This is a genomic window from Microbacterium sp., assembly GCF_031178445.1.
Lineage (GTDB): Bacteria > Actinomycetota > Actinomycetes > Actinomycetales > Microbacteriaceae > Microbacterium.
The window spans coordinates 137,997-161,800 of record NZ_JAPSIY010000001.1; the positions used below are offsets into that span (position 1 = coordinate 137,997).

Below are 23,804 nucleotides of genomic sequence, written 5' to 3' on the forward strand. Positions count from 1 at the left end.
CGTAACGGTTCGCCGCATACAACATTCATGCGACCGCATATTATTCCCGTGAATTGGAAATGGCCGGCGCCGGCGGCCGCTATCCTCGGCTCATGCCCGACACCGCGCCATTGACCCGCCCCATCGCGGCCGGAATCGTCACGGCGCTGGTCGGGTTCACCAGCTCATTCGCGGTGGTCCTCACCGGTCTCGCCGCCGTCGGCGCGACGCCGGATCAGGCGGCGAGCGGACTGCTCGCGCTCAGCCTCACCATGGGCACCGTCTGCATCGTTCTGGCGATGCGTCACCGGATGCCGATCACCGTCGCCTGGTCGACTCCCGGCGCGGCGCTGCTGGCCGCCACCACGGCCGGCTCGTGGCCCGCCGCGGTCGGCGCCTTCCTGATTGTCGCCACCCTGATCCTGCTGACCGCACTGGTTCCCCGCATCGGCGCTCTGATCGCCGCCATCCCTCCGTCCATCGCGCAGGCGATGCTCGCCGGCGTGCTGCTGCCGCTGTGCATCGCCCCGGTCTCCGGCCTGGTGGAGAATCCCTGGGGCGTCGTGCCCGTCGTGGCGACCTGGCTCTTGTTCAGCCGCGTCGCACCGCGCTGGGCCGTACCGGCCGCCTTCGTCGCCGCTGCCGTCGTCGTGGTCGTCGGCCTCGCCGAAAGCGGCACACCGCTCGATCCCGCCCTGCTTCTCCCTCGTTTCGAACTCACGGCGCCGGTGCTGACGGTCGAGGCCGCGATCGGCCTCGCACTGCCGCTGTTCATCGTCACCATGGCATCGCAGAACGTGCCCGGCGTCGCCGTGATGCGCAGCTTCGGCTATGAGGTTCCGTGGCGGAGCTCGATGCTCGTCACAGGCGTCGGCTCGGCGCTCAGCGCCCCGGCAGGAGGCCACGCCATCAACCTGGCTGCGATCAGCGCGGCCCTCGCGGCCGCTCCCGACGCCGACCCGGACCCCAGCAGACGATGGGTGGCGGGGGTGTCGACCGGCGTGACGTACCTCGTACTCGGCGGCGGTTCGGCGGTGTTCGCCGCCCTCGCCCTGCTCGCCCCGACCGCGGTGATCCCAGCGGTCGCCGGTCTGGCGCTGCTCGGCGCGTTCGGTTTGGCCGTGCAGCAGGCCATCGACGACCCCGGCGAGCGGGTGCCGGCGGTCGTGACGTTCCTGGTCGCGGCATCCGGCGTCGCACCACTCGGCATCAGCGCCGCGTTCTGGGCCCTGATCGCCGGTCTCCTCGTGCGTGGCGTGCTCCACCTCGGCCGCCGCTGATCCTCCTGCCGGTGGAGCGCGCGCGATCCGTCTCGCGGGGGATGCCGCGCGCGCTTCCCGTTCCTAGCCTTGAAGTGCCCGGCGACCGGCGGGCACTGAGCGAAGGAGTGAGTCGACGTGACCACAGGGCAGCTGCACCTAGACGGCATAGTCAAGAGCTACGGCTCGCGCATCGTGCTCGACGGAGTCGGGTTCGACGTCGCGCCGGGAAGGCTGACCGGATTCGTCGGCGGCAACGGAGCCGGCAAGACGACGACCATGCGCATCATCCTCGGCGTGCTCGCCGCAGATGCGGGCACTGTGACCCTCAACGGCTCGGCGCTCAGCACGGCCGACCGCCGCCGCTTCGGCTATATGCCTGAGGAGCGGGGGCTGTACCCGAAGATGAAGGTGCTCGAGCAGGTCGTCTACCTCGCCAGACTGCACGGCTTCGCCAAGGCGGACGCCACCGCGAGAGCCACCGCTCTGCTCGAAGAGCTCGGTCTCGGCGAACGCCTGAACGACACCATCGAGTCACTGTCGCTCGGCAACCAGCAGCGGGCGCAGATCGCCGCCGCACTCGTTCACGACCCTGAGGTGCTCATCCTCGACGAGCCGTTCTCCGGCTTGGACCCCATCGCCGTCGATGTGGTCGCCGATGTGCTGCAGGCGCGCGCCGCTCAGGGGGCTTCGATCCTGTTCTCGTCCCACCAGCTCGACGTGGTCGAACGGCTCTGCGACGACCTGATCATCATCGCGGGGGGCACCATCCGCGCCGCCGGCTCCCGCGAGCAGCTGCGTGCGCAGCACTCCACCCTGCGATACGAGCTCGACTCCACCGGCGACGCCGGATGGCTGCGGGCTGAGACGGGGATCGAGGTCATCGACTTCGAGGGCGGCACCGCGCTGTTCGACGCCGACAGCCCGGAGGCCGCACAGCGCGTGCTGCGCGAGGCAGTGGGCCGCGGCGACGTGACCGGCTTCACTCAGCGGCATCCGTCTCTCGCGCAGATCTTCAAGGAGGTCATCCGATGACCCCCGCAACCCACCAGACAGGAGGCCGTCCGATGACGTCTGACACCAATGCCCAGCCGATGTCGTCGGCGCAGGCGATCTGGCTCGTCGCCGAGCGGGAGATCGGGTCCAAGCTACGCAGCAAGGCCTTTATGATCTCCACCGGCATCCTTCTGATGATCGCGCTGGCCGGTGTGCTGATCGGCGGATTCGCGAGCAAGTCGCCCAGCACCGATGCGATCGCCGCCACACCGCAGACCGCTTCCGTCGTGGAGGCACTGCCGAACGTCGAGCTCACGGAGGTGGCCGACCGCGCGGCGGCCGAGCACCTGGTGCTCGATGACGAGGTGAAGGCGGCGGTCGTCCCCGCTGACGACGACCCGCTCGGCTTCGTGATCCTCGCTAAGGAGGATGCGCCGACGAGCCTGGTGATGGGTCTGTCGCAGACGCCGCAGGTGGAGGTCCTGCAGCCTGCGGAGACCAACCCGTTCGTGCGCTACCTCGTCGCCATCGGCTTCGGAATCGTCTTCCTGATGGCTGCGTCCACGTTCGGCGGCACGATCGCGCAGAGCGTCGTGGAGGAGAAGCAGACCCGCGTGGTCGAGCTGCTCATCTCGGCGATCCCGACCAGGGCTCTGCTGGCCGGCAAGGTGGTCGGCAACACCGTGCTCGCGATGGCGCAGATCGTGCTGCTCGCTGCGATCGCGGTCGTCGGCCTCATCGTCACCGGTCAGAACGAGCTGCTGGCCGGGATCGGGGCGCCGGTGCTCTGGTTCGGCGTGTTCTTCCTGTTCGGGTTCATCCTGCTGGCGGCGCTCTACGCGGCAGCGGCGGCGATGGTCTCGCGTCAGGAGGACATCGGCTCGACCACCATGCCGCTCATGATGCTCGTGATGGCCCCGTACTTCCTGGTGATCTTCTTCAACGACAACCCGCTGGTGCTGACGATCATGTCGTACGTGCCGTTCTCGGCGCCGGTGGCGATGCCGGTGCGCCTGTTCGTCGGCGAGGCGCAGTGGTGGGAGCCGCTGCTGTCGCTCGTGATCCTGCTGATCACCTGCGTCGGGGCGATCCTGGTCGGCGCGAAGATCTACCAGAACTCGCTGCTGCGCATGGGTGCCAGAGTGAGGCTCGGCGAGGCGCTGCGCGGCTGACGCCACGCAGAACAGGGCGCCCCTTCCCGGCCTCGGGAAGGGGCGCCCTGCGTGTGCGTCACAGCTCGACCGGCGGCCCCGGCTCGGTCTCGGCGACCTCGGGGTGCCGCGCGAGATTGACGATCGCCGCGATCAGACCGCCCCAGACGGTGACCGTCGCGACGATCATCATGACGATGGCGGTGGGGGTCATGCTCGTCCTCCGTTCGACATGTGATCCGGCGCCATGTAGCCGGGCGCGGTGCCGATCGCGCCCGTCTCGGCATCCGGGTGGTATGCCTCCTCGACGAGGAACTCGTCATAGTCGGGATCCTCCTTGGCGTGCGAGCGCCTGCTCCACGGCAGCAGCGCCAGCAGCACCGCGAGCACGACGAGTGCGATCACCATGCCCCAGCCGAAGATCCACAGGAACCAGACGGGGTACCCCTCGTACGGCGTGCTGATCTTGGCGCGGAGCTCGCTCACGAACAGGTAGCCGAGCACCACGGGGGCGAGTGCCCCGACGAGCAGCATCCAGAACCAGCCGACGCGCAGGCTCGAGCGCCGGTTGAGGTGCTCGCGCAGCACCGGCAGCCGGTGCAGGAACCACGCCACGACGATCACGGCCACGAGGGCGACGGCCATGATGCCGAACGCGTTGACGAAGGCATCCGTCGTGTCAAGCACGGCCAGTGCGGTGGTCGTCGAGAACAGCGCGATCGAGATCAGCGCCACCGGGATCGCGACCACCAGCGTGGTGCGCACCCGGCCCCAGCCGAGTTTGTCCTGCAGAGCGGCGACGACCACCTCGAGCACCGAGATGAGCGAGGTCACGCCCGCGAACACCAGCGCGCCGAAGAACAGCACCCCGATGATCGAGCCGCCGGTGGCCTGCGAGACGATCGTCGGGAAGGCGACGAACGCGAGTCCGATGCCGGATGCCGCGACGCCCGAGACGTCGGTGGCCTGCGCCTGCGCCATGAAGCCCAGGGCCGCGAACACGCCGATGCCGGCGAGGATCTCGAAGCCGGAGTTGGCGAAGGCGACGACAAGGCCGGAGCCGGTGAGGTCGGTGCGGCGCTTGAGGTACGAGGCGTAGGTGACCATGATCCCGAAGGCCACCGACAGCGAGAAGAAGATGTGCCCGTACGCCGAGGCCCACACGGCCGGATCGGCGAGCGCCTCCCAGTTCGGTGTGAAGAAGGCGTTCAACCCGTCCATCGCCCCGGGCAGGAACAGGGACTGCACCACCAGCACCGCGAACATCACGGTCAGCAGCGGCATGAGGATCATGTTCGCGCGGCCGATGCCGCGCTTCACACCCAGCGCCATGATCAGGATGACCACGAGCCATACGCAGATGAGCGGGATGCCGACCTGCGGCACGAACTGCGTGGACACGCCGCCCTCGGCGACGTCGCCCATCTGCAGGAACTCGGTGAAGAAGAAGGACTCCTCCTCGCCCTCGCCCCAGGCGAGCCGTGCCGAGAACCACGTGTACATCGCCGCCCACGCGATGATCACCGCATAGTACGTGGCGATGACGACGCAGATCAGCACCTGCCACCAGCCGAGGGGCTCGGCAACCCGGTGCATGCGCCGGAAGGCGAGCGGTGCGGATCCCCGGAAGCGGTGCCCGATCGCGTAGTCGAGGAACAGCAGCGGGATGCCGGCGGTCAGCAGTGCGCACAGATACGGGATGAGGAACGCCCCGCCTCCGCCCTCGTAGGCGACGTAGGGGAAACGCCAGATGTTGCCGAGCCCGACGGCCGAGCCGATCGCAGACAGGATGAACACGTTGCGGGAGCCGAATGCCTCGCGCCGGGGAGCGTTGGTGGTCGCGGTCGCCATGCTGGCGACCCTACCGGATGGGGCTCGGATGGGAGGGTGGCCCGCTGTCACCGCTGCGCAGGGATGCCGTGGTTCATCGCGGTCGCAGCTCGGAGCGGGTCAGGGCATCGGCCGCTCTGACCAGCGCGAGGTGTGAGAACGCCTGCGGCGTGTTGCCGACCTGCCGACCCGCGATCGGGTCGTACTCCTCCGACAGCATCCCGACGTCATTGGTCAGACCGCACAGACGGCCCATCAGCTCACGTGCGTCGTCCAGCCGTCCGGTGGCCGCGTACTGTTCGACCAGCCAGAACGAGCACGCGAGGAACGGGCTCTCGCCGCCTGCGAGTCCGTCGACTCCCGTGTCGGTGCGGTAGCGAAGCAGCAGCCCGTCGTGCAGCAGCGTCTGCTCCATGCGCTCGACGGTGGCCAGCATCCGCGGATCGTCGGGGGCGCAGAAGCCGACCTCGGCGAGCAGCAGCAAGGAGGCGTCCACCTCGTCGGTGCCGTAGTACTGGGTGAAGTGTCCGTTGCGCACACTCTCACGGTCGATCTCGTCACGCATCCGCTCGCGCAGGTCACGCCACGTCTCGACGGGGCCGTCGAGACCGAACTCCTCGACCGCGCGCACGCCGCGGTCGAACGCCGCCCAGATCATCGCCCGCGAATGCGTGAACATGTGCGGGTCCCCGCGGATCTCCCACAGCCCGTGATCAGGACGGTCGATCTGCTCGGCCGCGAAACGCAGCAGCGCGCGCTCGAGCGGCCAGGCGAACTCGGTCTCCGCGAGGCCGGCCGCGCGCGCGGCGGCGAGCGTCACCATCACCTCACCCACCACGTCGGCCTGGTACTGCGACGCAGCCCCGTTGCCGACGCGTACGGGGCCCGAAGCCTCGTAGCCGGGCAGGTCGTCCAGCACCCATTCGGTGAGGTCGCGTTCGCCGGCGAGGCCGTACATGATCTGCAGGTCGCCAGGGTCGCCGGCCACGGCGCGCAGCAGCCATTCCCGCCAGCGCTCCGCCAGCGCGAGGAAACCATGGTCGAGCAGCGCCTCGAGCGTGAGAGCGGCGTCGCGCAGCCACACATAGCGGTAATCCCAGTTGCGCTCGCCGCCGATCTCCTCCGGCAGCGACATGGTCGCGGCGGCCGCGATGCCGCCGGTCTCGTGATTGGTCAGCGCTCTGAGCAGCAGCAGTGACCTGATGACCTTCTCGTGATGCGGCCCCCTGTGCTCGATGCGATCGGCCCAGCTCTGCCACCATTCCTTCGTAACCGGGAGCACGGTGTCGACGTCGAGCGGCTCCGGAGCCTCCCGGTGGGAGGGGAACCAGGTCAGCTGCAGGTCGCGCGTCTCACCAGCGGCGACGGTGACCTCTCCGCGGTGCTCGTGATCGGCGGCCCGCAGTCGCGCTCCGGTCAGGGCGATGGCATCCGGCCCCGCCATCGCCACGAGACGAGGCCGCTCGGGCGTGCCGGTCTGGCGCACCCAGGGCATGGCCCTCGAGTAGTCGAAGCGGATGCTGAGACGCTGCTCGAACCGCATCGAACCATGCACCCCGACGACACGCCTGATCAGGTCGGTACGCCGGATCGCCACCCCGGGGTCGGGATCGATCGGCATGAAGTCGTGCACCTCCGCGGTCGCGTCGGCGGTTCGCCATCGGGTGATGAGCACGAACGTGTCGCGGTCATAGGAACGGGTGACGACCGCATCCGGGTCGGCCGGGCGCAGCTCCCAGCGGCCGTGGTCCTCGTCTCCGAGGAGTGCGGCGAACGCGCTCGCAGAATCGAGCCGCGGCAGGCACAGCCAGTCGATGCTGCCCTCTCGGGACACCAGCGCGGCGGTGCGGCAGTTGCTGAGCAGGGCGTAGTCTTCGATTCGCGATGCCATCCCCCGGAGTCTTCCATCGCGACCGATCGGATGCCAGGTCCCTTGCATTCCGCGGCTGTACGACTATTGTCTGCCCCATGCCGACCACCACACTGTTCATCCTCGGCGCCACCGGCGACCTCACGTCCAGGCTCCTGCTGCCATCCCTCGCCGCACTCCTGGCGAAGTCCCCGGGAAAGCGGGTGATCCTGCGCGGCGCAGGCACCGAACCGTGGGATGCCGAGCGATGGCAGGCGACGGTGACCACGGCGTTCCGCGACGCTCCGGATGCTCTGAAGCAGGTGGAGATCGCAGACTACGCGCAGGCCGATGTCACCGACGCGACCGCGGTGCGGTCGCTCGTGGACGGTCTGGTTCCGAACACCGTGCTGTACTTCGCCCTGCCGCCGGCCGTTACCCGCGCGGCGATCGACGCGATGACCGGGCTGGCGCTCCCCGAGAACACGATGCTCGCGATGGAGAAGCCGTTCGGCGAGGACGAGGCGAGCGCGCGTGACCTGAACGAGAAGCTCACGGCACTGGTCTCAGAAGAGCAGATCTTCCGCGTCGACCACTTCCTGGGCCGCTCGACTCTGCTGAACCTGCTCGGCGTCCGGCTGGCGAACCGCATCTGGGAGCCGGTCTGGTCGGCGGAGCACATCGATCAGGTGCTGATCCGCTTCGACGAGAGCGTCGCCCTCGAGAACCGCGCCCGCTACTACGACCACGCGGGCGCGCTGATCGACATGATCCAGAGTCACCTGCTGCAGGTGATGGCCCTCGTCGCGATGGACCCGCCTGCCACCCTCGGCCAGCGCGATCTGCGCGACGCGAAGGCGGCGGTGCTTCGAGCGACGCACGTGCGCGGCGACGACCCGGTGAAGTGGTCTCGGCGGGCGCGATACACCGCCGGCGAGGTGGGCGGGCGCGCACTGCCGTCGTACGCCGACGAGGACGGAGTGGATGCGGCGCGACAGACCGACACCATCGCCGAGGTGACGTTCGAGATCGCCAGCGACCGCTGGGCCGGGGTGCCCTTCGTGCTGCGCTCGGGCAAGGCGCTGACCCGGAAGTGGTCGGAGATCGTCGTGACCTTCAAGCCGGTGCGGCACGTACCGCCGGGTCTGGACGGGCACCCGCATGACGGCGGTCGGCTGACGTTCTCACTCGGCCCCGACGAGATGCATCTGCGGTTGCACGTCACCGGGGGCGACGACCCGTTCCAGCTCCGCCATGAAGACCTCGTCGCCGATCTCGGCGAGGGCCAGCAGCGCTCCTACGAGGAGGTGCTCGACGAGCTGCTCGACGGCGAGGTCGCCCTGTCGGTGCGTGCCGACGAGGCGGAGGAGTGCTGGCGCATCATCCAGCCCGTCCGCGACGCCTGGACGCGCGGTGCGGTGACGATCGAGGAGTACGCCGCGGGGTCGGCCGGGCCGGAGGCCTGGGAGACGTCAGTGCCGTCAGACCGCTGAGCGAGCGGTCGACGGGATGATGCGCGGCGCCCGGCTCTCGGAGACGGGCACCGCGCATCGTTCGAGCGATCAGCTCTCCGAGGTTGCGATCTCGCTTCGGCGCCGCCGGGAGAAGAGCACCGCTCCTCCGCCGAGGATCAGCAGAGCGAGCGCGGTGATCGCCGCGCCCCATGCGATGCCGCCGCCGGTGATCGCGAGAGGCTGCGGAGGCGTCAGCTCGTGGCTGGTGCACAGGTCGCTGCCCGGTGCGCACACCGGCTCCTCACCCGTCACAGCGATGACGTTTCCGAGCAGGTGATCGCCCTGCTGTTCCCAGCTCTTCACGGTGACCGTGTACGTGACGGTCACCGTCGCTCCTGACGCCACTTCACCGGTCACCCGGATGGTGTCCTCCGACATCGACGCGGCCACCGACTCATCCGAGCTGCGTGGAGCACCGGTCACAGTCGCGTCGTCGAGCACATTCGCCATGTGGTCGGTGAAGTCGACGGGCGCCGCCGGTGCATCGGCGTTCGTGGACACGTTGCGGAAGCTCAGGGTGTACGTCACCTGTCGACCCTGCTCCACGGCTGTGCCGTCAGCCGGATCGGCGGACTTCGACGCGACGACGAACGAGACGTGGTTGACGGTGCAGTCCGGCCGTTCCTGATCTGCCGGTGCGCATTCGGTCGGCGGTTCCTCTCCGGCGTTCACGAGCACATTGCCCAGCCGGTCGTCCCCGCGCTCGCCGTCCGCGTTCACCGTCACCTGGTAGGTCACGGTGACCAGCTCACCCGGCTCGAGGGACCCCGCGATCCCGAAACGCGAGTCCGCGATGGCCGACACCGTCAGAGCCGCATCCGAGGACTCGGGGGCGGACGTCATCGTCGCATCGTCGAGCACCTGCGTCAGCACGTCCTCGCGGTCGACCGCGACGGGCGCCTCGCCGGTGTTCTCGAAGTGCAGGGTATAGGTCACCACCTGACCCGGCTGAACCGCGCCGCCGGATGCCGGGTCCGCCGTCTTCCAGTCGTCCAGCTCACCGACGCGGTGCTCTGTGATCGGCGGTGCGAACGGTGCGCAGTCCTCATCGTCCTCGGCACATGCGTAGGGCGGCGTATCCGCGGTCAGCACGTTGCCGACGATGTTGTCGCCGCGTTCGCCGTCCGCTCCCACGGTCACCGCGTAGGTCACCGTCACGACCTGGCCGGGTGCGAGCGCACCCTCTACCCGGATCGTCTGAGCGTCCGCGTCGTAGACCGCGGAGACGCCTTCGAGGTCGACCTGGGGGTCGCCCGTCAGTGCGGCATCGTCGATCACGTCCGAAAGGTCGTCGGTCGCTCCAACCTCACCGGTCGCCTGACCGTCGTTGGTGAAGGTCAGCGTGTAGGTGATGACAGCACCTGCTGCGACATCGGAACCGGATGCCGGATCGGAGGTCTTGTCGGGCGTGATCCTCGGCAGCAGCACCTCCACCGGCGGGGTGGACGGGTCGCAGATCACGCCGGCCCCGCACACCGGGCTGGCCGAGTTCACGAGATCCGCGTCTCCCTGGTTCGTCACCGTGACCGAGTAGGTGATGGTCACCACCTCTCCGACGGGCAGCGGGCCTGCCCAGGTCAGCACCTCGGCCGCGAATGCGGGGCCGGGGATCACGGCGCCGGTGGACGAGATCGCCTCGGCGTCTCGGTTGTAGGACGCGTCATCGAGCACGTCTGACATGTCGTCGCGAACACCCGCCGGAGCGACCGCCGTGTAGTCCGCCTCGCCGTCGTTCGTCACCGTGATCGTGTACTCCACGACGTCGCCGGGCTGCACGCCCTCGACGGGCGTGGCCGACTTCGTCACGGCGAAGTGCCTGATCGGGTTCGTGGTCTCAGGGCAGCCTTCCACGTCGCACGAGCCGTCGGCATTCTGCACCACGTTTCCGAGGACGTGGTCGCCCTGATCCGCGTGGGCGTTCACCGTGACCGAGTAGGACACGGTCGTCACCTCACCGGCGGGCACGGCTCCCGTGATGATGAGATCGGTGCCCTCGAGCACGGCCGACAGGCCGTTGCCGTCGACGGCGATCGAGTCGCCGACCAGCGATGCGTCATCGAGCACGCCCGCCAGGTCGTCGATCTTGTCGACGACGGCGGCGGTCTGTCCGAGGCTGCGGAACTCGATCGTGTAGGTCAGCGGCTGACCTGCCTCGACGGGCGTGCCGTCTGCGGGGTCCACCGACTTCATCACCTGAAGCTCGGCAGCCGGGATCCGCACGGAGGCGCAGTTCTCCGACCCCGGCGCGACCTGGTTCGCCGGAACGCACGCCTCGTTGAAGAGGATGTTGTCACCCGTGGTGGCGTCATAGGTGACCGTGTACGAGATCGTCACGTTCTCCCCCGCCTCGAGCGGGCCGGACCAGGTCAGCTCCTGCTTCTCCGCGTCGAAGGCGGCTCCGGTCGAAGGCGTCAGGATCTCGCCGAACTCCGCATCGTCGAGAACCGCGCTGAGGTCGTCGGTGACGCGCGCCGGCGCGTCGTCGGTGTAGACACCGGGACCCTCGTTCCTGACCGTCACGGAGTAGGTGACCTCACCACCGTCGGCCGGCAGATCGGTGACATCGCTGGTCTTGCTCACCGACACACGCGGCATCGCGTTTTCGACCGAGGCGCAGGCCTCGCCGGTCACCGGGTCGACCCCTTCCTCGCCGGCCGGGTCGCACGCCGGCGTCGTCGGCAGCTCTCCTGTCGGCGGCGGTGTCTGCGGCTGCCAGGCGACGTTGCGCACGATGCCGTCGCCCGCGCTGCCCAGGGTCACCGAGTAGGTGATCTCGACCGACTCGCCCGCAGCGATCGGGCCGGCCCACGACAGGTGCGCGGGAGCCAGGAATGCGGGCGCCGGCGCATCGCCGCCGTCGGATGCCGCAGCGGCGGCGTCGTCGTTGTAGACGGCGTCGTCGACCACGGCGGTGAGGTCGTCGAAGACCACGGCGGGGTGCTCGGCGGTGAAGTCGCCCGCGCCGGTGTTCTCGACCGTCAGGGTGTACTCGACAGTGTCACCGGGACGCGAATCCGCGGTCATCGTCGAGGCCTTGTCGATCTCCAGCACGCCGGTGGGCGGCGGGCAGCCGGTGACGGTCTGCGGGAGACCGTACTGGCTCACGGCACCGGCGGCGAGAGGGAAGCCCGAGGCGACGAAGCCGGGGTCGGCGGCATCCGGCTCCTCAACGACGCCGAGCGAGGTGGCGTTGAGGTTCGCGACGTACATCCTGCCGTCGGGCGCACGGCGGATCTGCCCACCGTACGTGCCGATCAGTCCCAGATTCTGCTCGGTGGCTTTCACTTCGGGGCCGGTCGATGCGCCCGCGACCTCGTAGCGGTACAGCTGAGCGCCGCCGAAGATCTTGGTTGCGTAGACATACCGTCCGTCGGGCGAGAATTCGGCGTTGTATCCCATACCGCCCGATCCCACTGTGGTGGGAAGCGACCACTGGTACTCCTGGAACAGCTGCCCTGTCTCGGCGTTGAACTTCAGAATGCGGACCGTGGTGGGAAGGTTCCCGACGCTGCCGCCGCTCGCGTTCCATCGGGCTGTGAGCGCCACCGCGCTGGTGTAATCGGCGCTGAACGCCAGCGAGCCGTATCCGTGGAAGTTGTTCGAAGGCATCACGTTCACAACGGCGGTGCCGGTCACCGGTCCGTCCGCATCGAACTCGTACGCCAGGATGTTCGGCGAGTTGTTCGTGTGCGTCAGCACCCAGAATCCGGTGCCGTCGGCGTTGGGAACCGCGGTCACCGCTTCGGAGGCCGTCGCGGCAGCCCCGAGCGGCACGTTCTTGACGTCGGTGACGTCACCGAGGCCGCCGTTGAGGCTCATGTCGATCATCGAGTAGGTGAGGCTTCCGTTCGGCGCGGTGCCCACGTCGGTGCTCGTCGCCACGACGAAGTACTTGCCGGGCTGCCCGAGCGCGGGGAAGGCGGCGACCGTCTGCGTGGCGGAGCGGTTGCCCAGCAGACCGGTGCCGTTCGGCATCGGCTCGCTGTTGCGGTCGAAGACCTCCTGACCGTTGCTCCAGAACTGCAGTGCGCCCGAGGTGTCGGTCACGACGGTGGAGCCTTCGCGGGTGATCTGACTGCCAGTGAACGGCTCGGCCGCGCTTCCCGAGGTTCCGAAGTCGACGGCGCCGTTCTGCCCGAAGAACCAGAACCGCTCGGTGGCGCGAGTCTGCTCGGCCGTACAGACCGCCGGCAGGGGGAGCGCGGCGATCGTGACCGCGTGGTCCTCGACCTCGCCCGCCGCGGCGGATCCCGTCGCGGAGGGCGCGGCGACGGCGCCGGGGAAGAGTCGGAAGCGCGCGAACGTGTCGGCGACCGTCGTGCCACCCGGGAACGTGAGGTCGTACGACGCTGTGCCGCTCGCAGCGGGAACGCTCACCGTCGCGAGCTCATCGGCGTCGAACGCACCGCTGCCGTCGAGGTCGATCCATCCCGCGAGCGTCGCGACGGCATCCGTGTCGTTGGTCGCTGACACCGCGACGGTCGAGCCGGCCCCCGGAACGATCTCGATGGTGTCCACAGCGTCCTCGTCGGACGCGTCGGTGCGGTCGTCACCGTCGGCGGCATCCGTCGGCTGGCCGTCCTCCTCGGCGTCGACGGTCTCACCGAGCATCAGCGGAGCGGTGTTCGTCTCGGCGTCGTACTCGAGGATCCGGTGCTGCGCGCCGTTCGCCGCGAGCGTCGTGTTGTGCGAATCGGGCGCATCACCGAAGTCGCGGTACGGGATCGCGGTGTTGGTGATCTCGCAGCGGATGTCGTCGCCGATCGCGGGTGCGAGCGTCTTGGTGGTTCCCGAGCCGTCCGGGAGGACCGTCGTGCTTCCCGCGGTCACGTTGACGCAGTTCCAGGCCGTGGTGTAGTCGCTCAGGTCGGTGGACGAGGTGGGCGTCGCGGTCTCCGCGAGTGTGTAGACAGCGCCGGTGGAGCGCGGCAGCACGGTGACCGCGCCGGTCGTCGCGTTGCTCGCGGTTCCCGTTGAAGCGGTGCCGAGCACTGCATCCTCGGGCGATGTGACGGAGATGTCGAAGGAGTCGTCGGCGTCCCAGCGGTCGGCGATGGTCTTCGTCAGCGAGACCTTCGCTGTCTGGATTCCGATGGCGATGCCTGAGCGGGCGTGCGTCTGCCACTGGGTCGAGAACACCGTGGGGGAGTCGGCGGCGACGAGCAGGGCAGTCGACTTCCCTCCGGCCGTGCTCGATCCCCCGCTGCCGGTACCTGCGCAGCTGATCTGCGTGGTCCCGACGCCGACCGGGTCCTTGCAGCCCCAGGAGCCCTCCGGGCGCAGCCGCTCGATCTCGGTCAGGGCCTTATCCGAGGTCCACACGAAGGATTCGCCCTGAACGTTGTCCTCGGTGTCCGCGGCGACGAAGGAGTAGCCGATGACCGCATTGCCTTCGGAGTCGACGACCTCGATGTCGTCGAATGTGAGGGTGGCGCCCTTCACTCCGGCCGGCGACGGCAGGCTGTACAGGGTGTTCTCACCGGGCACACCCCGGTACGCGTCGCTGCCGAAGGCGAAGCGCTGCTCGAGCGGGGTGCTGCGCGTCTCCATGTGCATCTCGACGGCGCCGGGCACGTCGGTGACCTTGACGTCGAAGCGTGCGATGTAGCCGCCCTCGAGCACGATCTCCATCGGCTGACCCTCGTCCGAGCGGGCCTGCGTCTCGTCGAAGGCGGAGAAGTCGAACCAGCAGATCGTCGACGCGTGGGCGCCGTTGTCCGCCGAGGAATCGGCATAGCCGCAGCCTTCTGCCGCGGCCTGCGCCGGCGCGGGGGCGGCGATGGCCCCGAGCCCCGCCGTCAGCAGACCCGCGACGAGTGCGAACACCGCACCGGATGCCGCCCCTCGTCGGAACGGACCGATCCGATCGTACAGGCCCCTGCGGCGCGAGTTCTTCGGCGCACTCTCACGTCGTCCCACGGTCTCCCCCGTCACGCTTCGCACCGCCCCTGCCCGGAGCGGCGAACCTCGTCACGGAGTCGCCTCCGTGATCGTCTCGGTGCGCACACCACGGAGCGCACTAGGATCATCAAAGCGAATCGACGAGGAATCAAGAAGCAGACGCGTCGAATTCACCCCAGCTTCACCCCAGCGTCGTGACGCTCGACAGCGCGAAGCGGCCCGCACGCGGAGGCGCGAACGGGCCGCTCCTCGCCGGAGGCTCAGCTCTGGCTGGTGAGCACCAGCCCCGAGCCGTCTGCCCCGACGTCCACGCGCACGGTGTCGCCGTCATGCACACCGCCGGAGAGCAGAGCGGTCGCGAGCCGGTTCTGCACCTCGGTCTGGATGAGCCGGCGCAGGGGCCGGGCACCGAACACCGGGTCATAGCCGCGCTCGGCCAGCCACGACCGGGCATCCGGGGTGACGGCGAGGGTGAGACGCCGCTCATGCAGGCGACGCTGCAGCTGGTCGACCGCGAGCTCCACGATCTGCGCGAGGTCGTCCTCGGTCAGCGCGGCGAACATCACGATGTCGTCCAGGCGGTTCAGGAACTCGGGGCGGAACGCCTGTCGCACCAGTGCCATGACGGCATCCCGCTTGTCGTGGGGCGACATGACGGGGTCGATGAGGATGGGCGAGCCGATGTTCGACGTGAGGATCAGGATGACGTTCGAGAAGTCGACGGTGCGCCCCTGACCGTCGGTGAGGCGGCCGTCGTCGAGCACCTGCAGCAGCACGTCGAACACCTCCGGGTGCGCCTTCTCGACCTCGTCGAGCAGCACCACGCTGTAGGGCCGCCGACGCACTGCCTCGGTGAGCTGACCGCCCTGCTCGTAGCCGACGTACCCGGGAGGAGCGCCGACCAGCCGAGAAACCGAGTGCTTCTCGCCGTACTCGCTCATGTCGATCCTGACCATGGCGTGCTCGTCGTCGAACAGGAACTCGGCGAGCGCCTTGGCCAGCTCGGTCTTGCCGACGCCGGTGGGGCCCAGGAACAGGAACGAACCGGTCGGGCGACCGGGGTCGCTGATTCCGGCACGGGAGCGCCGGACGGCATCCGACACCGCCTTCACGGCCTCCTTCTGCCCGATCAGCCGCCTGCCGAGTTCGCTCTCGAGGTGCAGCAGCTTCTCGCTCTCGCCCTGCAGGAGCCGGCCGACGGGGATACCGGTCCACGCGGCGATGACGGCAGCGATGTCCTCATCGGTGACCTGCTCGTTGACCATGCGCCCCTCCGACGCCGCCGCGGCCTCTGCCTGCTCGGCCTCGGCGATCTCGGCCTGCAGTCGCTTGATCGTCTCGTATTCGAGCTTGGACGCCTTCGTGTAGTCGGCCTCGCGCATGGCGAGATCGCGCTGGGTGACGGCGTCATCGAGCTGCTTCTTCAGGTCGCCGACGCGGTTGAGTCCTTGGCGTTCGCGCGCCCAGCGCTCTTCGAGTCCGGCGAGCTCGCGCTCCATCTCGGCGAGCTGCTCGCGCAGGACGCCGAGGCGCTCCTTCGAGGCGGCATCCTTCTCCTTCTTGAGCGCGAGCTCTTCGAGCTTCATGCGGTCGACCTGGCGCTTGAGCTGATCGATCTCGACCGGTGAGGAGTCGATCTCCATCTTCAGCCTCGACATCGCCTCATCGATGAGGTCGATGGCCTTGTCCGGCAGCTGGCGACTGGGCAGGTACCGGTTCGACAGGGCGGCCGACGCGACGAGCGCGCTGTCGGAGATGGTGACCCCGTGGTGCGCTTCATAGCGGCCCTTGAGCCCGCGCAGGATCGCGATCGTGTCCTCGACGGACGGCTCGCCCACGTAGACCTGCTGGAAGCGGCGCTCGAGCGCGGCATCCTTCTCGATGAACTCGCGGTACTCGTTGAGCGTGGTCGCGCCGATCATGCGCAGCTCGCCGCGCGCGAGCATCGGCTTGAGCATGTTGGATGCCGCGACCGAGCCCTCTCCGCCGCCGGCGCCCATCAGCACGTGCAGCTCGTCGATGAAGGTGATGACCTTGCCCTCGGACTCGGTGATCTCCTTCAGCACGCTCTTCAGGCGCTCCTCGAACTGGCCGCGGTACATCGCACCGGCGACGAGGGCCGATATGTCGAGGGTGATCAGCTCCTTGTCCTTGAGAGACTCGGCGACGTCCCCCGCGACGATGCGCTGAGCGAGACCCTCGACCACGGCGGTCTTGCCGACGCCGGGCTCCCCGATGAGGACGGGGTTGTTCTTGGTGCGGCGGGTGAGCACCTGGCTCACGCGCCGGATCTCGCTGTCACGGCCGATCACGGGATCGAGCTTGCCCTGGCGCGCGCGATCCGTGAGGTTGATGCCGAACTGCTCGAGAGCGCTCTGCTGTTCGTCCTGCTGTGCGGGGTTGGTCATCCGATTCCTCCTGAGGAGACTCCTTCAAAGTTGAGTGGCTTCGACTCAAGTTTAGCAGTCGTCCTCAGGTTGGGGGGTAGCAGGAACGCGTCCGTCAGCGGCGCGCAGAGATCACCGCATCCCAGATGCCATCGGCGACATCCCGCTTCGATCCGGCAGCCGTTGCGATCACGGCTCCGCCCTCGCCGATCACCTGCACCGCGTTCTCAGCGGCCTCGAAGCCCTGCTGCCAGCCGACCTCGTTCACCACCAGCAGGTCGACACCCTTGCGTTCGCGCTTGCGGCGCGCCCGGTCGAGAAGGTCCGCCTCGTCGCGAGGCGTCTCGGCGGCGAAGGCGATGATCGTCTGCCCCGGCATCCGGGATGCCGCGAGGCCCGCGACGATGTCGTCGTTCTCGACGAGTTCGATGCTGCGCAGTCGCCCTGATTCCTTGGTGAGCTTGCCGTCGGCCACCTCGGCAGGCCGATAGTCGGCCACTGCGGCCGCCATCACCACCACGTCGGCATCCGCCGCGGCATCTCGCATGGCCGCTCCGAGTTCGGCCGCGGTGTCCGATCGCACGATGCGGATCGACGGATGCTGCACGGCTTCCGCCAGCACCTCCTCTTCGATGTGCGCGGTGACGAGCGTGACGTCCGCGCCACGTTCGGCGGCCGCGACGGCGAGCGCGGCGCCCTGCCGTCCGCTGGAGCGGTTGCCGAGGAAGCGCACCGGGTCGAGCGGCTCGCGGGTGCCACCCGCCGAGACGGCCACCCGCACATCGGCCAGGTCCCGTGGGCGCAGGAGCCCGAGGGCGGTGGCGAAGATCTGCTCAGGCTCGAGCATCCGTCCCGGACCCGCGTCGCCGCCGGTGAGCTCGCCGTCGGCTGGACCGAGGATCGCCACCCCTCGCCCGCGCAGGGTCTCGACGTTCGCTCTGGTCGCCGGATGCCGCCACATCTCGGTGTGCATGGCGGGAGCGATCGCCACGGGCGCGGTGGTGGCGAGCAGCGTCGTGCCGAGCAGGTCATCCGCGAGCCCCGCCGCCATCTTCGCGATGGTGTTCGCGGTCGCGGGCGCGACGACCACCAGGTCGGCGGCCTGGCCGAGCGCGACGTGTCGCACCTTCGCGACGTCGTCATGCACGCTCGTCGTGACGGCGTTGCGGCTGATCGACTCCCAGGTGGGCAGGCCGACGAAGCGCAGCGCGTCTTCGGTGGGCACGACCGTCACCTCATGACCCGCCTTGATGAGCAGGCGCACCAGGTGCACCGTCTTGTACGCGGCGATGCCGCCTGTGACTCCGACGACGATGTTCACGCTTCGATTCTGCCCCAGCGACTCGACGTCAGCGCAGAAAGTCCGCGATGGCTCGCGCGACGGCGTCCGGAGCTTCTTCTGCCATGTGGTGGCCACTGTCGATCCCGTGCCCTGCAACGCGGTCGGCCCACCGCCGCCAGACGACACGTGGATCGCCGACGAGCTCCTCCAGATCGTCGCGCAGCGACCACAACGAGAGCACGGGCATTGCGAGTCGTCGGCCCGCCGCGCGATCGGCGCGTTCGTGATCGGCGTCGATGGTCACGCCGGCACGGTAGTCCTCCAGCATCGCGAGCACCACGTGCGGCTGGCGGACGGCTTCCCGCCATTCCGCATGGTTCTCGGCGCCCATGATCTCGGGGTCGCCGCGGTACCACGCGTCGGGGTCGGCGTTGATCACACGCTCTGGCACCTCCGGCTGCGCGTAGAAGAACCAGTGCCACCAGTGCAGGGCGAATCGGGTGCCGCCCTCGTCGAGATGCTGCGTCAGCGGCACCCCGTCGAAGACGCCGAGAGCACTGACGCGGTCGGGGTGATCCAGCGCGAGCCGGAACGCGACATAGCTGCCGCGGTCATGCCCCACGACGGCGAACCTCCGATGGCCGAGTCGCTGCATCAGCACCACCATGTCCGTGGCGACGGCGCGCTTGGAGTGCGCCGAGTGATCCGCGCTCGGGGACGGGGCGATCGAGCGGCCGTACCCTGGCATGTCCGGACAGACCACCGCGAACCCCGCGTCGACGAGCATCGGCGCTACACGATGCCACGTGGCCGACGTGCGCGGATGCCCGTGCAGCAGCAGCACCGGCATCCCCGCGCCGCCATGCCTGACAAGCAGCCGGGCGCGCCCGGTGTCGACGACCTCTTCAGCGAACCCTTCGAACACCGTCGACCTCCTCCGGCCGTGTCTGCAGCGGCCATCACCCCCCGGGACGCGGCGCAACTCCGCAGATCTGCAGTATCTCGCAGCATCCGGCCCGGTTGTCTGCGAGGTTATGCAGATCTGCGGCGCTGCGACAGCGCGGGCAAGCCTGCAAGGCTCTCGCGGCTCCTAGACTCGATCTCATGTGCACGGTCGTGATCGATGTCGCGGATGGCGCAGCGCGACTGCTCGCCGTGCGCGATGAAGACCCGCAGCGACCCTGGGATGACCTCGGCGAGTGGTGGCCTGACAGCTACCCGGGGGTGATCGGCATCCGCGATCGCCGAGCGGGCGGCGCCTGGCTCGCACTCGACCCTCGCGGCGGTCGGCTCGCCGTGCTGCTCAATCGCGCCGATGTGGTCGACCTGCCCGAGGAGCGCGCGCTCTCGCGAGGTTCACTCGCGTTGGAGTCCGTCGCCGGCCGCCCGCCCGGGGACGGCCCGTTGCCGATGCACGGGTTCAACCTGCTCGAAGTCGGCCGCGACGGTTCGCGCGTGCTCTCGTGGGACGGCGTTGCGCTGCGCGAGACACCGGTGCCGCGGGGCGTCCACATGATCGCGCACGATGACCTCGACGACGCCCGCACGGCCCGCATCGAGGAGTGGCTCCCCCGCTTCGCCGAGATCGAGCGCGAACTCGCGAACGCCGGTGCGGAGCCGGATGCCGAGTGGGCCGAACGCTGGATCGCGCTTCTGGCCGAGAGCGCGCATCTCTCGCCTGAGGATGATCGCGCCATCATCCGGGACAACAACGCACACGGCTACCCGACGATGTCGCTGCTCTACTGCACAGCCGAACTCTCCACCGAGAGCGCTGAGGTGCGATCGCACGTGCTGCCCACGCCCGGCAGCTGGACCTGAGGCCGGCTCAGACGGGCACCGGCATCCGCTCGTCAGACGGCATCATCTCGTCCGCGGCGCACGCGAACCGCGCGCGATAGGCGGTAGGCGTGGTGCCGAGCACACGGGTGAAGTTCTGCCGCAGGACGGCGGCCGACCCGAATCCGCACTCCACCGCGATGCGCTCGAGCCCGTAGTCGGTACGCTCCAGCATCCGCTGGGCCTGGATCACCCTCTGTCTGGTCAGCCATGACGCCGGGGTGGCGCCGAACTCCGACTTGAACCGCCGAGCGAACGTGCGCGACGACATGTGGGCGCGACCGGCGAGCAGATCGACCGACAGATCGTCGCGGATGTTCTGCACCGCCCAGTCGGCCACCGCCGCCAGCGAGCCGCTGGCCTCGACAGGGATGGGCCGGTCGATGTACTGCGCCTGTCCGCCGTCGCGCTGCGGCGGCACCACCATCCGTCTCGCGATGCGATTGGTTATCTCGGCGCCGAGCTCGATGCGCAGCAGGTGCAGGCAGGCGTCGATGCCGGCGGCGGTGCCCGCGCTGGTGATGATGTTGCCGTCCTGCACGAAGAGAACGTCGGGGTCGACGTCGATGGACGGATACATGGCTGCCAGCGTGTGCGCGTACATCCAGTGCGTGGTCGCACGACGGCCATCCAGCACGCCGGCGGCCGCCAGCACGAACGATCCACTGCAGACGCTCATCACCCACGCGTCGCGCGCGACGGCGGCACGGGCGAGGTCGACCAGACGCGGATCGATGCGGGTCCAGCTGGCGCGGGGCATCGGGCAGAACACGACGAGGTCGGCCTCGTACGCGAACGACAGATCATGCTCGACGTCGATCGCGAATCCGATCTTCGAGCGCACCAGCCCCGGGTCGGGTGTCACGATGCGGAAGTCGAAGTTCGGCACGCCGTCGTCGCTGCGGTCCAGGCCGAACGCCTCGCAGGCGACGCCGAACTCGAAGGGCGCGAAGCCCTGATCGACAACACAGGCCACGGTCTTCATCGATCCTCCTGGATGGCAGGAATCCTACGCACACCGTCACATCTGCCACTCGTGGCGGTCACAACGTGATCGTAGCATTTCTGCCATGTTCATCGCCATCATCATCGCAGCCCTCGTGATCTGGGCCCTCATCGCCACCGTGGTCGAGCTGCGCCGCGACGGATACCGTGCGGCACCGACCGAGTGGTCCCGCCTCGGCGGAGTCGAACCGCTGCAGCGCGCCGAATCGCAGAGCGCCTACCGCTGAGCCTGCGTATGCGTCCGCTCATCGACGGAGCCGGACGGTGACACCCGGCTCACCGGGGCAGTGGTTCGCCCCGGTACAGCGCCTCGAACGTGTCGAGCGTGCGGTTGATGTCGTGCACCGCGACGCCGTCGAGCGAGGCGCGCTGCATCCGCTCGTACTCCTCGGGAGGTGCGGTCAGCACACGTGTGAGCTTCTCGGCGAGGTCTTCGACGTTGCCAGGCTCGAACAGATAACCGTTCTCGCCGTCGTGCACGAGGTGCGGGAGGGCGACGGCGTTCGCGCCGACGACGGGCAGAGCCGACGCCATGGCCTCCATCGTCACGATCGACTGCAGCTCGGCGATCGACGCGATCGCGAACACCGATGAACGCGAGTACAGCTCGCGAAGCTGCTCGTCGGAGACACGGCCGTGGAACGTGACGCGATCGGCCAGGCCGAGCTGCGCCGCGAGCGCCTCCAGCGACCTGCGCTGATCTCCGCCACCCGCGATGTCGAAGTGCGCGTCCAGCGCCGGATCGAGCTTGGTCATCGCACGCAGCACGACGTCGACGTGCTTCTCGCCGGTCAGGCGCCCCACGAAGAGTATGCGGTTCCGTTCCCGAGGCCCGACGACGGGGGTGTAGTTCGTGCGGTCGATGCCGCACGAGATCGGCACCACACCGGCGATGTCGATGGTGCGCTCGAGGAAGTCGGCCGCCTTGCGCGTCGGGGTGGTGACGGCGCGGGCCATGTCGAAGGTGCGCTTCGCGTCTTCCCAGGCCAGCTTCAGCACCATGCGGTCGACGAACTCCGGCATGGTGGTGTGGTCGAGGATGTTCTCGGCCATGACGTGGTTGGTGGCGACGACAGGGATGCCGCGCTGGTGGGCGATGCGAGTGAGACCGCGGCCGATCACGATGTGCGACTGGATGTGCACGATATCGGGCTTGACGCGGTCGAGCACCTTGCGCGCGTAGTGCTTCGAGCGCCAGGGCCAGATGAAGCGAAGCCAGTCATGCGGAAGCCAGCGCACCGCGGGCAGGCGGTGCAGGGTCATCGGCTCGCCTTCGATGACCTCGGTGTGCGGCGCGGAGCGCCGGTAGGCCGTGTTGGGGGCGACCACGTGCACCTCGTGACCGCGCTGGACGAGACCGGCAGCGAGGCGCTCGGCGAATCGAGCGGCGCCGTTGATGTCGGGAGCGAAGGTGTCACAGCCGATCAGGATCTTCAGAGGGCGACGGTCAGGGGTCGCTGATCCCGGCTGGGCGCGATGATCGTCAGAAGATGTCACGGAAGGTGCTGCCTATCTGTAGCGCTCGGGAAGGGCTTCATGGGCCGGTCGGGCGCTGGCAACTCTACCGGAGGCCCCGGCGACACCGCGGAGGCCGAGCCGTCGCTCCCAGCGCGCGCCTGACGGCATCGCCTAACGTGGGGTCATGCGCCTGATCTCCTCCGCCGACCCGGCCCTGTGGATCCCCGTGACCGGCTCACTCGGCTTCGCCGGGCGGCGGCACCGCAAGGCTGCGATCCGGATGCTGCTCGCGCAGGCCGGTGCCGGAATGGGCCGCGAGACGCTGCCGGGAGCGCGCTTCGGCAGCTGGCTGGCCAGCCAGGCCATCCCGTTCGCGATGCGCAGGGCCGACGGCCGAGTGCTCGCCTGGACCTGGAAAGCCGAGCCCGATCTCGTCGTCGCGATGGCCACTGTGCAGCAGCTCACCCCGCAGCTGCGCACCGCGAGGGCGATGATGCCGATGGAGTACGACGACACCGAGAGCTTCCCTACACCGCTCGGCGTGGGCGAGAAGCTGCTCATGTCGATGCCGTCCGACCCGTCGTCCCCGCCGTCGGCCACCTACACCTGGGACACCGGAAGCCACCTCGTCACCCTCAACGTGGTGTGCAGCGATCGCGAGCGCTTCGGCACGCTGGAGGGCGCCCTCGACGACCTCGCGCGCAGCATCCGCATCGCCGACGATCTCTCCTCAGGCGAGTCGGACGTGTTGCGACTGCCGCCGGCCTGAGCCGGAAGCCGGCAGGCGCGATTTGACCCTCACGCGACGTGAGGCTCCACGATGCCGGTATGAACGATTACTTCCCTGCATTCGAGATGGGGCCGGTCTCCGCACGCGGCATGCGCGCGGTGGCTCCCAAGATCTTCCGCGGCATCTACGCCATGCCCGCCTTCGTGACGATCCCCACGGCCGACCTGGAGGCGTCGGTCGATTTCTGGGTGCGCGGCCTCGGTTTCGTCGAGCTCTTCCGCAACCCCGGCAACGTCGTGCACCTGCGCCGCTGGATCTTTCAGGATGTGCTGCTGGTACCCGCCGCACCGGATGCCGCGCCGGCCGACGTTCCTGCGATGGCTGTGAGCTTCTCGTACGTGCTCAGCGAGCTCGATCACCTCGCCGCGTCGTGCGCGGCGCTGCTGCCGGGAAGCGTATCCGGGCCTCGTGACACACCCTGGCTCACCCGCGATGTCGAGGTGATCACCCCCGAACGGACGCGCGTGGTCTGCACGGCGCCGAGGGAGTTCGACCAGGACAGTCCGGAGGCGCAGAGCCTGCTGGCGGCGGGCATCCTCGCCCCGGATGCGGAGTAAGGGATGA

17 protein-coding genes are annotated in these 23,804 nt (G+C 68.9%); 8 read left to right on the forward strand and 9 right to left on the reverse strand.

Annotation, left to right across the window (positions count from 1 at the left end; translation table 11 throughout):
* Positions 1-92: 92 nt before the first annotated feature.
* The 3 genes from RIN43_RS00665 (at position 93) to RIN43_RS00675 (ending at position 3,406) form a co-directional block, all read left to right on the forward strand.
* Positions 93-1,259, forward strand: a complete 1,167-nt coding sequence (locus RIN43_RS00665; RefSeq protein WP_309126943.1) for a benzoate/H(+) symporter BenE family transporter — start codon at positions 93-95, stop codon at positions 1,257-1,259.
* A gap of 117 nt (positions 1,260-1,376) precedes the next feature.
* A complete protein-coding gene (locus RIN43_RS00670) occupies positions 1,377-2,273 on the forward strand; it encodes an ATP-binding cassette domain-containing protein (RefSeq protein WP_309126944.1) in 897 nt (298 codons plus the stop codon).
* Positions 2,274-2,305: 32 nt separating this feature from the next.
* The gene (locus RIN43_RS00675) at positions 2,306-3,406 is read left to right on the forward strand and encodes an ABC transporter permease (RefSeq protein ID WP_309126945.1); all 1,101 of its coding nucleotides are present in this window, start codon (positions 2,306-2,308) and stop codon (positions 3,404-3,406) included.
* A 58-nt stretch (positions 3,407-3,464) separates the two neighbouring features.
* Here the strand turns inward: RIN43_RS00675 and RIN43_RS00680 are convergent, their stop codons facing one another.
* The 3 genes from RIN43_RS00680 to RIN43_RS00690 form a co-directional block, all read right to left on the reverse strand.
* The gene (locus RIN43_RS00680) at positions 3,465-3,599 is read right to left on the reverse strand and encodes a methionine/alanine import family NSS transporter small subunit (RefSeq protein ID WP_309126946.1); all 135 of its coding nucleotides are present in this window, start codon (positions 3,597-3,599) and stop codon (positions 3,465-3,467) included.
* Entirely contained in the window at positions 3,596-5,236 is a 1,641-nt protein-coding gene (locus RIN43_RS00685; RefSeq protein WP_309126947.1) for a sodium-dependent transporter, read from the reverse strand. The genes RIN43_RS00680 and RIN43_RS00685 overlap by 4 nt, the downstream gene beginning before the upstream one ends.
* Positions 5,237-5,309: 73 nt before the next feature.
* Complete coding sequence (locus RIN43_RS00690; protein WP_309126948.1) at positions 5,310-7,106, reverse strand: glycoside hydrolase family 15 protein; 1,797 nt, start codon at positions 7,104-7,106, stop codon at positions 5,310-5,312.
* 77 nt (positions 7,107-7,183) lie between these two features.
* Between RIN43_RS00690 and RIN43_RS00695 the strand changes: the two genes are divergently transcribed.
* The gene (locus tag RIN43_RS00695) at positions 7,184-8,557 is read left to right on the forward strand and encodes a glucose-6-phosphate dehydrogenase (RefSeq protein WP_309126949.1); all 1,374 of its coding nucleotides are present in this window, start codon (positions 7,184-7,186) and stop codon (positions 8,555-8,557) included.
* Between the two features lie 69 nt (positions 8,558-8,626).
* On the opposite strand, the gene RIN43_RS00700 is transcribed toward RIN43_RS00695, so the two are convergent.
* The 4 genes from RIN43_RS00700 to RIN43_RS00715 all read right to left on the reverse strand — a co-directional run bounded on the left by RIN43_RS00700 (position 8,627) and on the right by RIN43_RS00715 (position 19,073).
* On the reverse strand, positions 8,627-14,512 hold the full coding sequence (locus tag RIN43_RS00700; protein ID WP_309126950.1) for a GEVED domain-containing protein: 5,886 nt from the start codon (positions 14,510-14,512) through the stop codon (positions 8,627-8,629).
* Between the two features lie 227 nt (positions 14,513-14,739).
* The gene (locus RIN43_RS00705; protein WP_309126951.1) at positions 14,740-16,887 is read right to left on the reverse strand and encodes an AAA family ATPase; all 2,148 of its coding nucleotides are present in this window, start codon (positions 16,885-16,887) and stop codon (positions 14,740-14,742) included.
* Positions 16,888-16,981: 94 nt separating this feature from the next.
* Positions 16,982-18,187, reverse strand: a complete 1,206-nt coding sequence (gene coaBC, locus RIN43_RS00710; protein ID WP_309126952.1) for a bifunctional phosphopantothenoylcysteine decarboxylase/phosphopantothenate--cysteine ligase CoaBC — start codon at positions 18,185-18,187, stop codon at positions 16,982-16,984.
* A gap of 28 nt (positions 18,188-18,215) precedes the next feature.
* Positions 18,216-19,073, reverse strand: coding sequence for an alpha/beta hydrolase (locus tag RIN43_RS00715; RefSeq protein ID WP_309126953.1), 858 nt, complete (start codon positions 19,071-19,073; stop codon positions 18,216-18,218).
* Positions 19,074-19,252: 179 nt separating this feature from the next.
* On the opposite strand from RIN43_RS00715, the gene RIN43_RS00720 reads away from it, so the two are divergent.
* Complete coding sequence (locus tag RIN43_RS00720; protein WP_309126954.1) at positions 19,253-19,969, forward strand: NRDE family protein; 717 nt, start codon at positions 19,253-19,255, stop codon at positions 19,967-19,969.
* Between the two features lie 7 nt (positions 19,970-19,976).
* On the opposite strand, the gene RIN43_RS00725 is transcribed toward RIN43_RS00720, so the two are convergent.
* On the reverse strand, positions 19,977-20,972 hold the full coding sequence (locus tag RIN43_RS00725) for a helix-turn-helix domain-containing protein (protein ID WP_309126955.1): 996 nt from the start codon (positions 20,970-20,972) through the stop codon (positions 19,977-19,979).
* 85 nt (positions 20,973-21,057) lie between these two features.
* Between RIN43_RS00725 and RIN43_RS00730 the strand changes: the two genes are divergently transcribed.
* Positions 21,058-21,219 carry a hypothetical protein gene (locus RIN43_RS00730; RefSeq protein WP_309126956.1) on the forward strand — a complete coding sequence of 54 codons (162 nt, stop codon included), beginning with the start codon at positions 21,058-21,060 and terminating at the stop codon, positions 21,217-21,219.
* Between the two features lie 49 nt (positions 21,220-21,268).
* Here RIN43_RS00730 and RIN43_RS00735 read toward each other — a convergent pair whose 3' ends face one another.
* Positions 21,269-22,489 (reverse strand): glycosyltransferase, encoded by a 1,221-nt coding sequence (locus RIN43_RS00735; RefSeq protein ID WP_309126957.1) that lies wholly within the window; start codon positions 22,487-22,489, stop codon positions 21,269-21,271.
* A gap of 145 nt (positions 22,490-22,634) precedes the next feature.
* Between RIN43_RS00735 and RIN43_RS00740 the strand changes: the two genes are divergently transcribed.
* Together RIN43_RS00740 and RIN43_RS00745 are read left to right on the forward strand one after the other, a co-directional pair.
* Positions 22,635-23,219 (forward strand): hypothetical protein, encoded by a 585-nt coding sequence (locus tag RIN43_RS00740; RefSeq protein WP_309126958.1) that lies wholly within the window; start codon positions 22,635-22,637, stop codon positions 23,217-23,219.
* Positions 23,220-23,278: 59 nt separating this feature from the next.
* A complete protein-coding gene (locus RIN43_RS00745; protein WP_309126959.1) occupies positions 23,279-23,797 on the forward strand; it encodes a VOC family protein in 519 nt (172 codons plus the stop codon).
* Positions 23,798-23,804 lie beyond the last annotated feature (7 nt).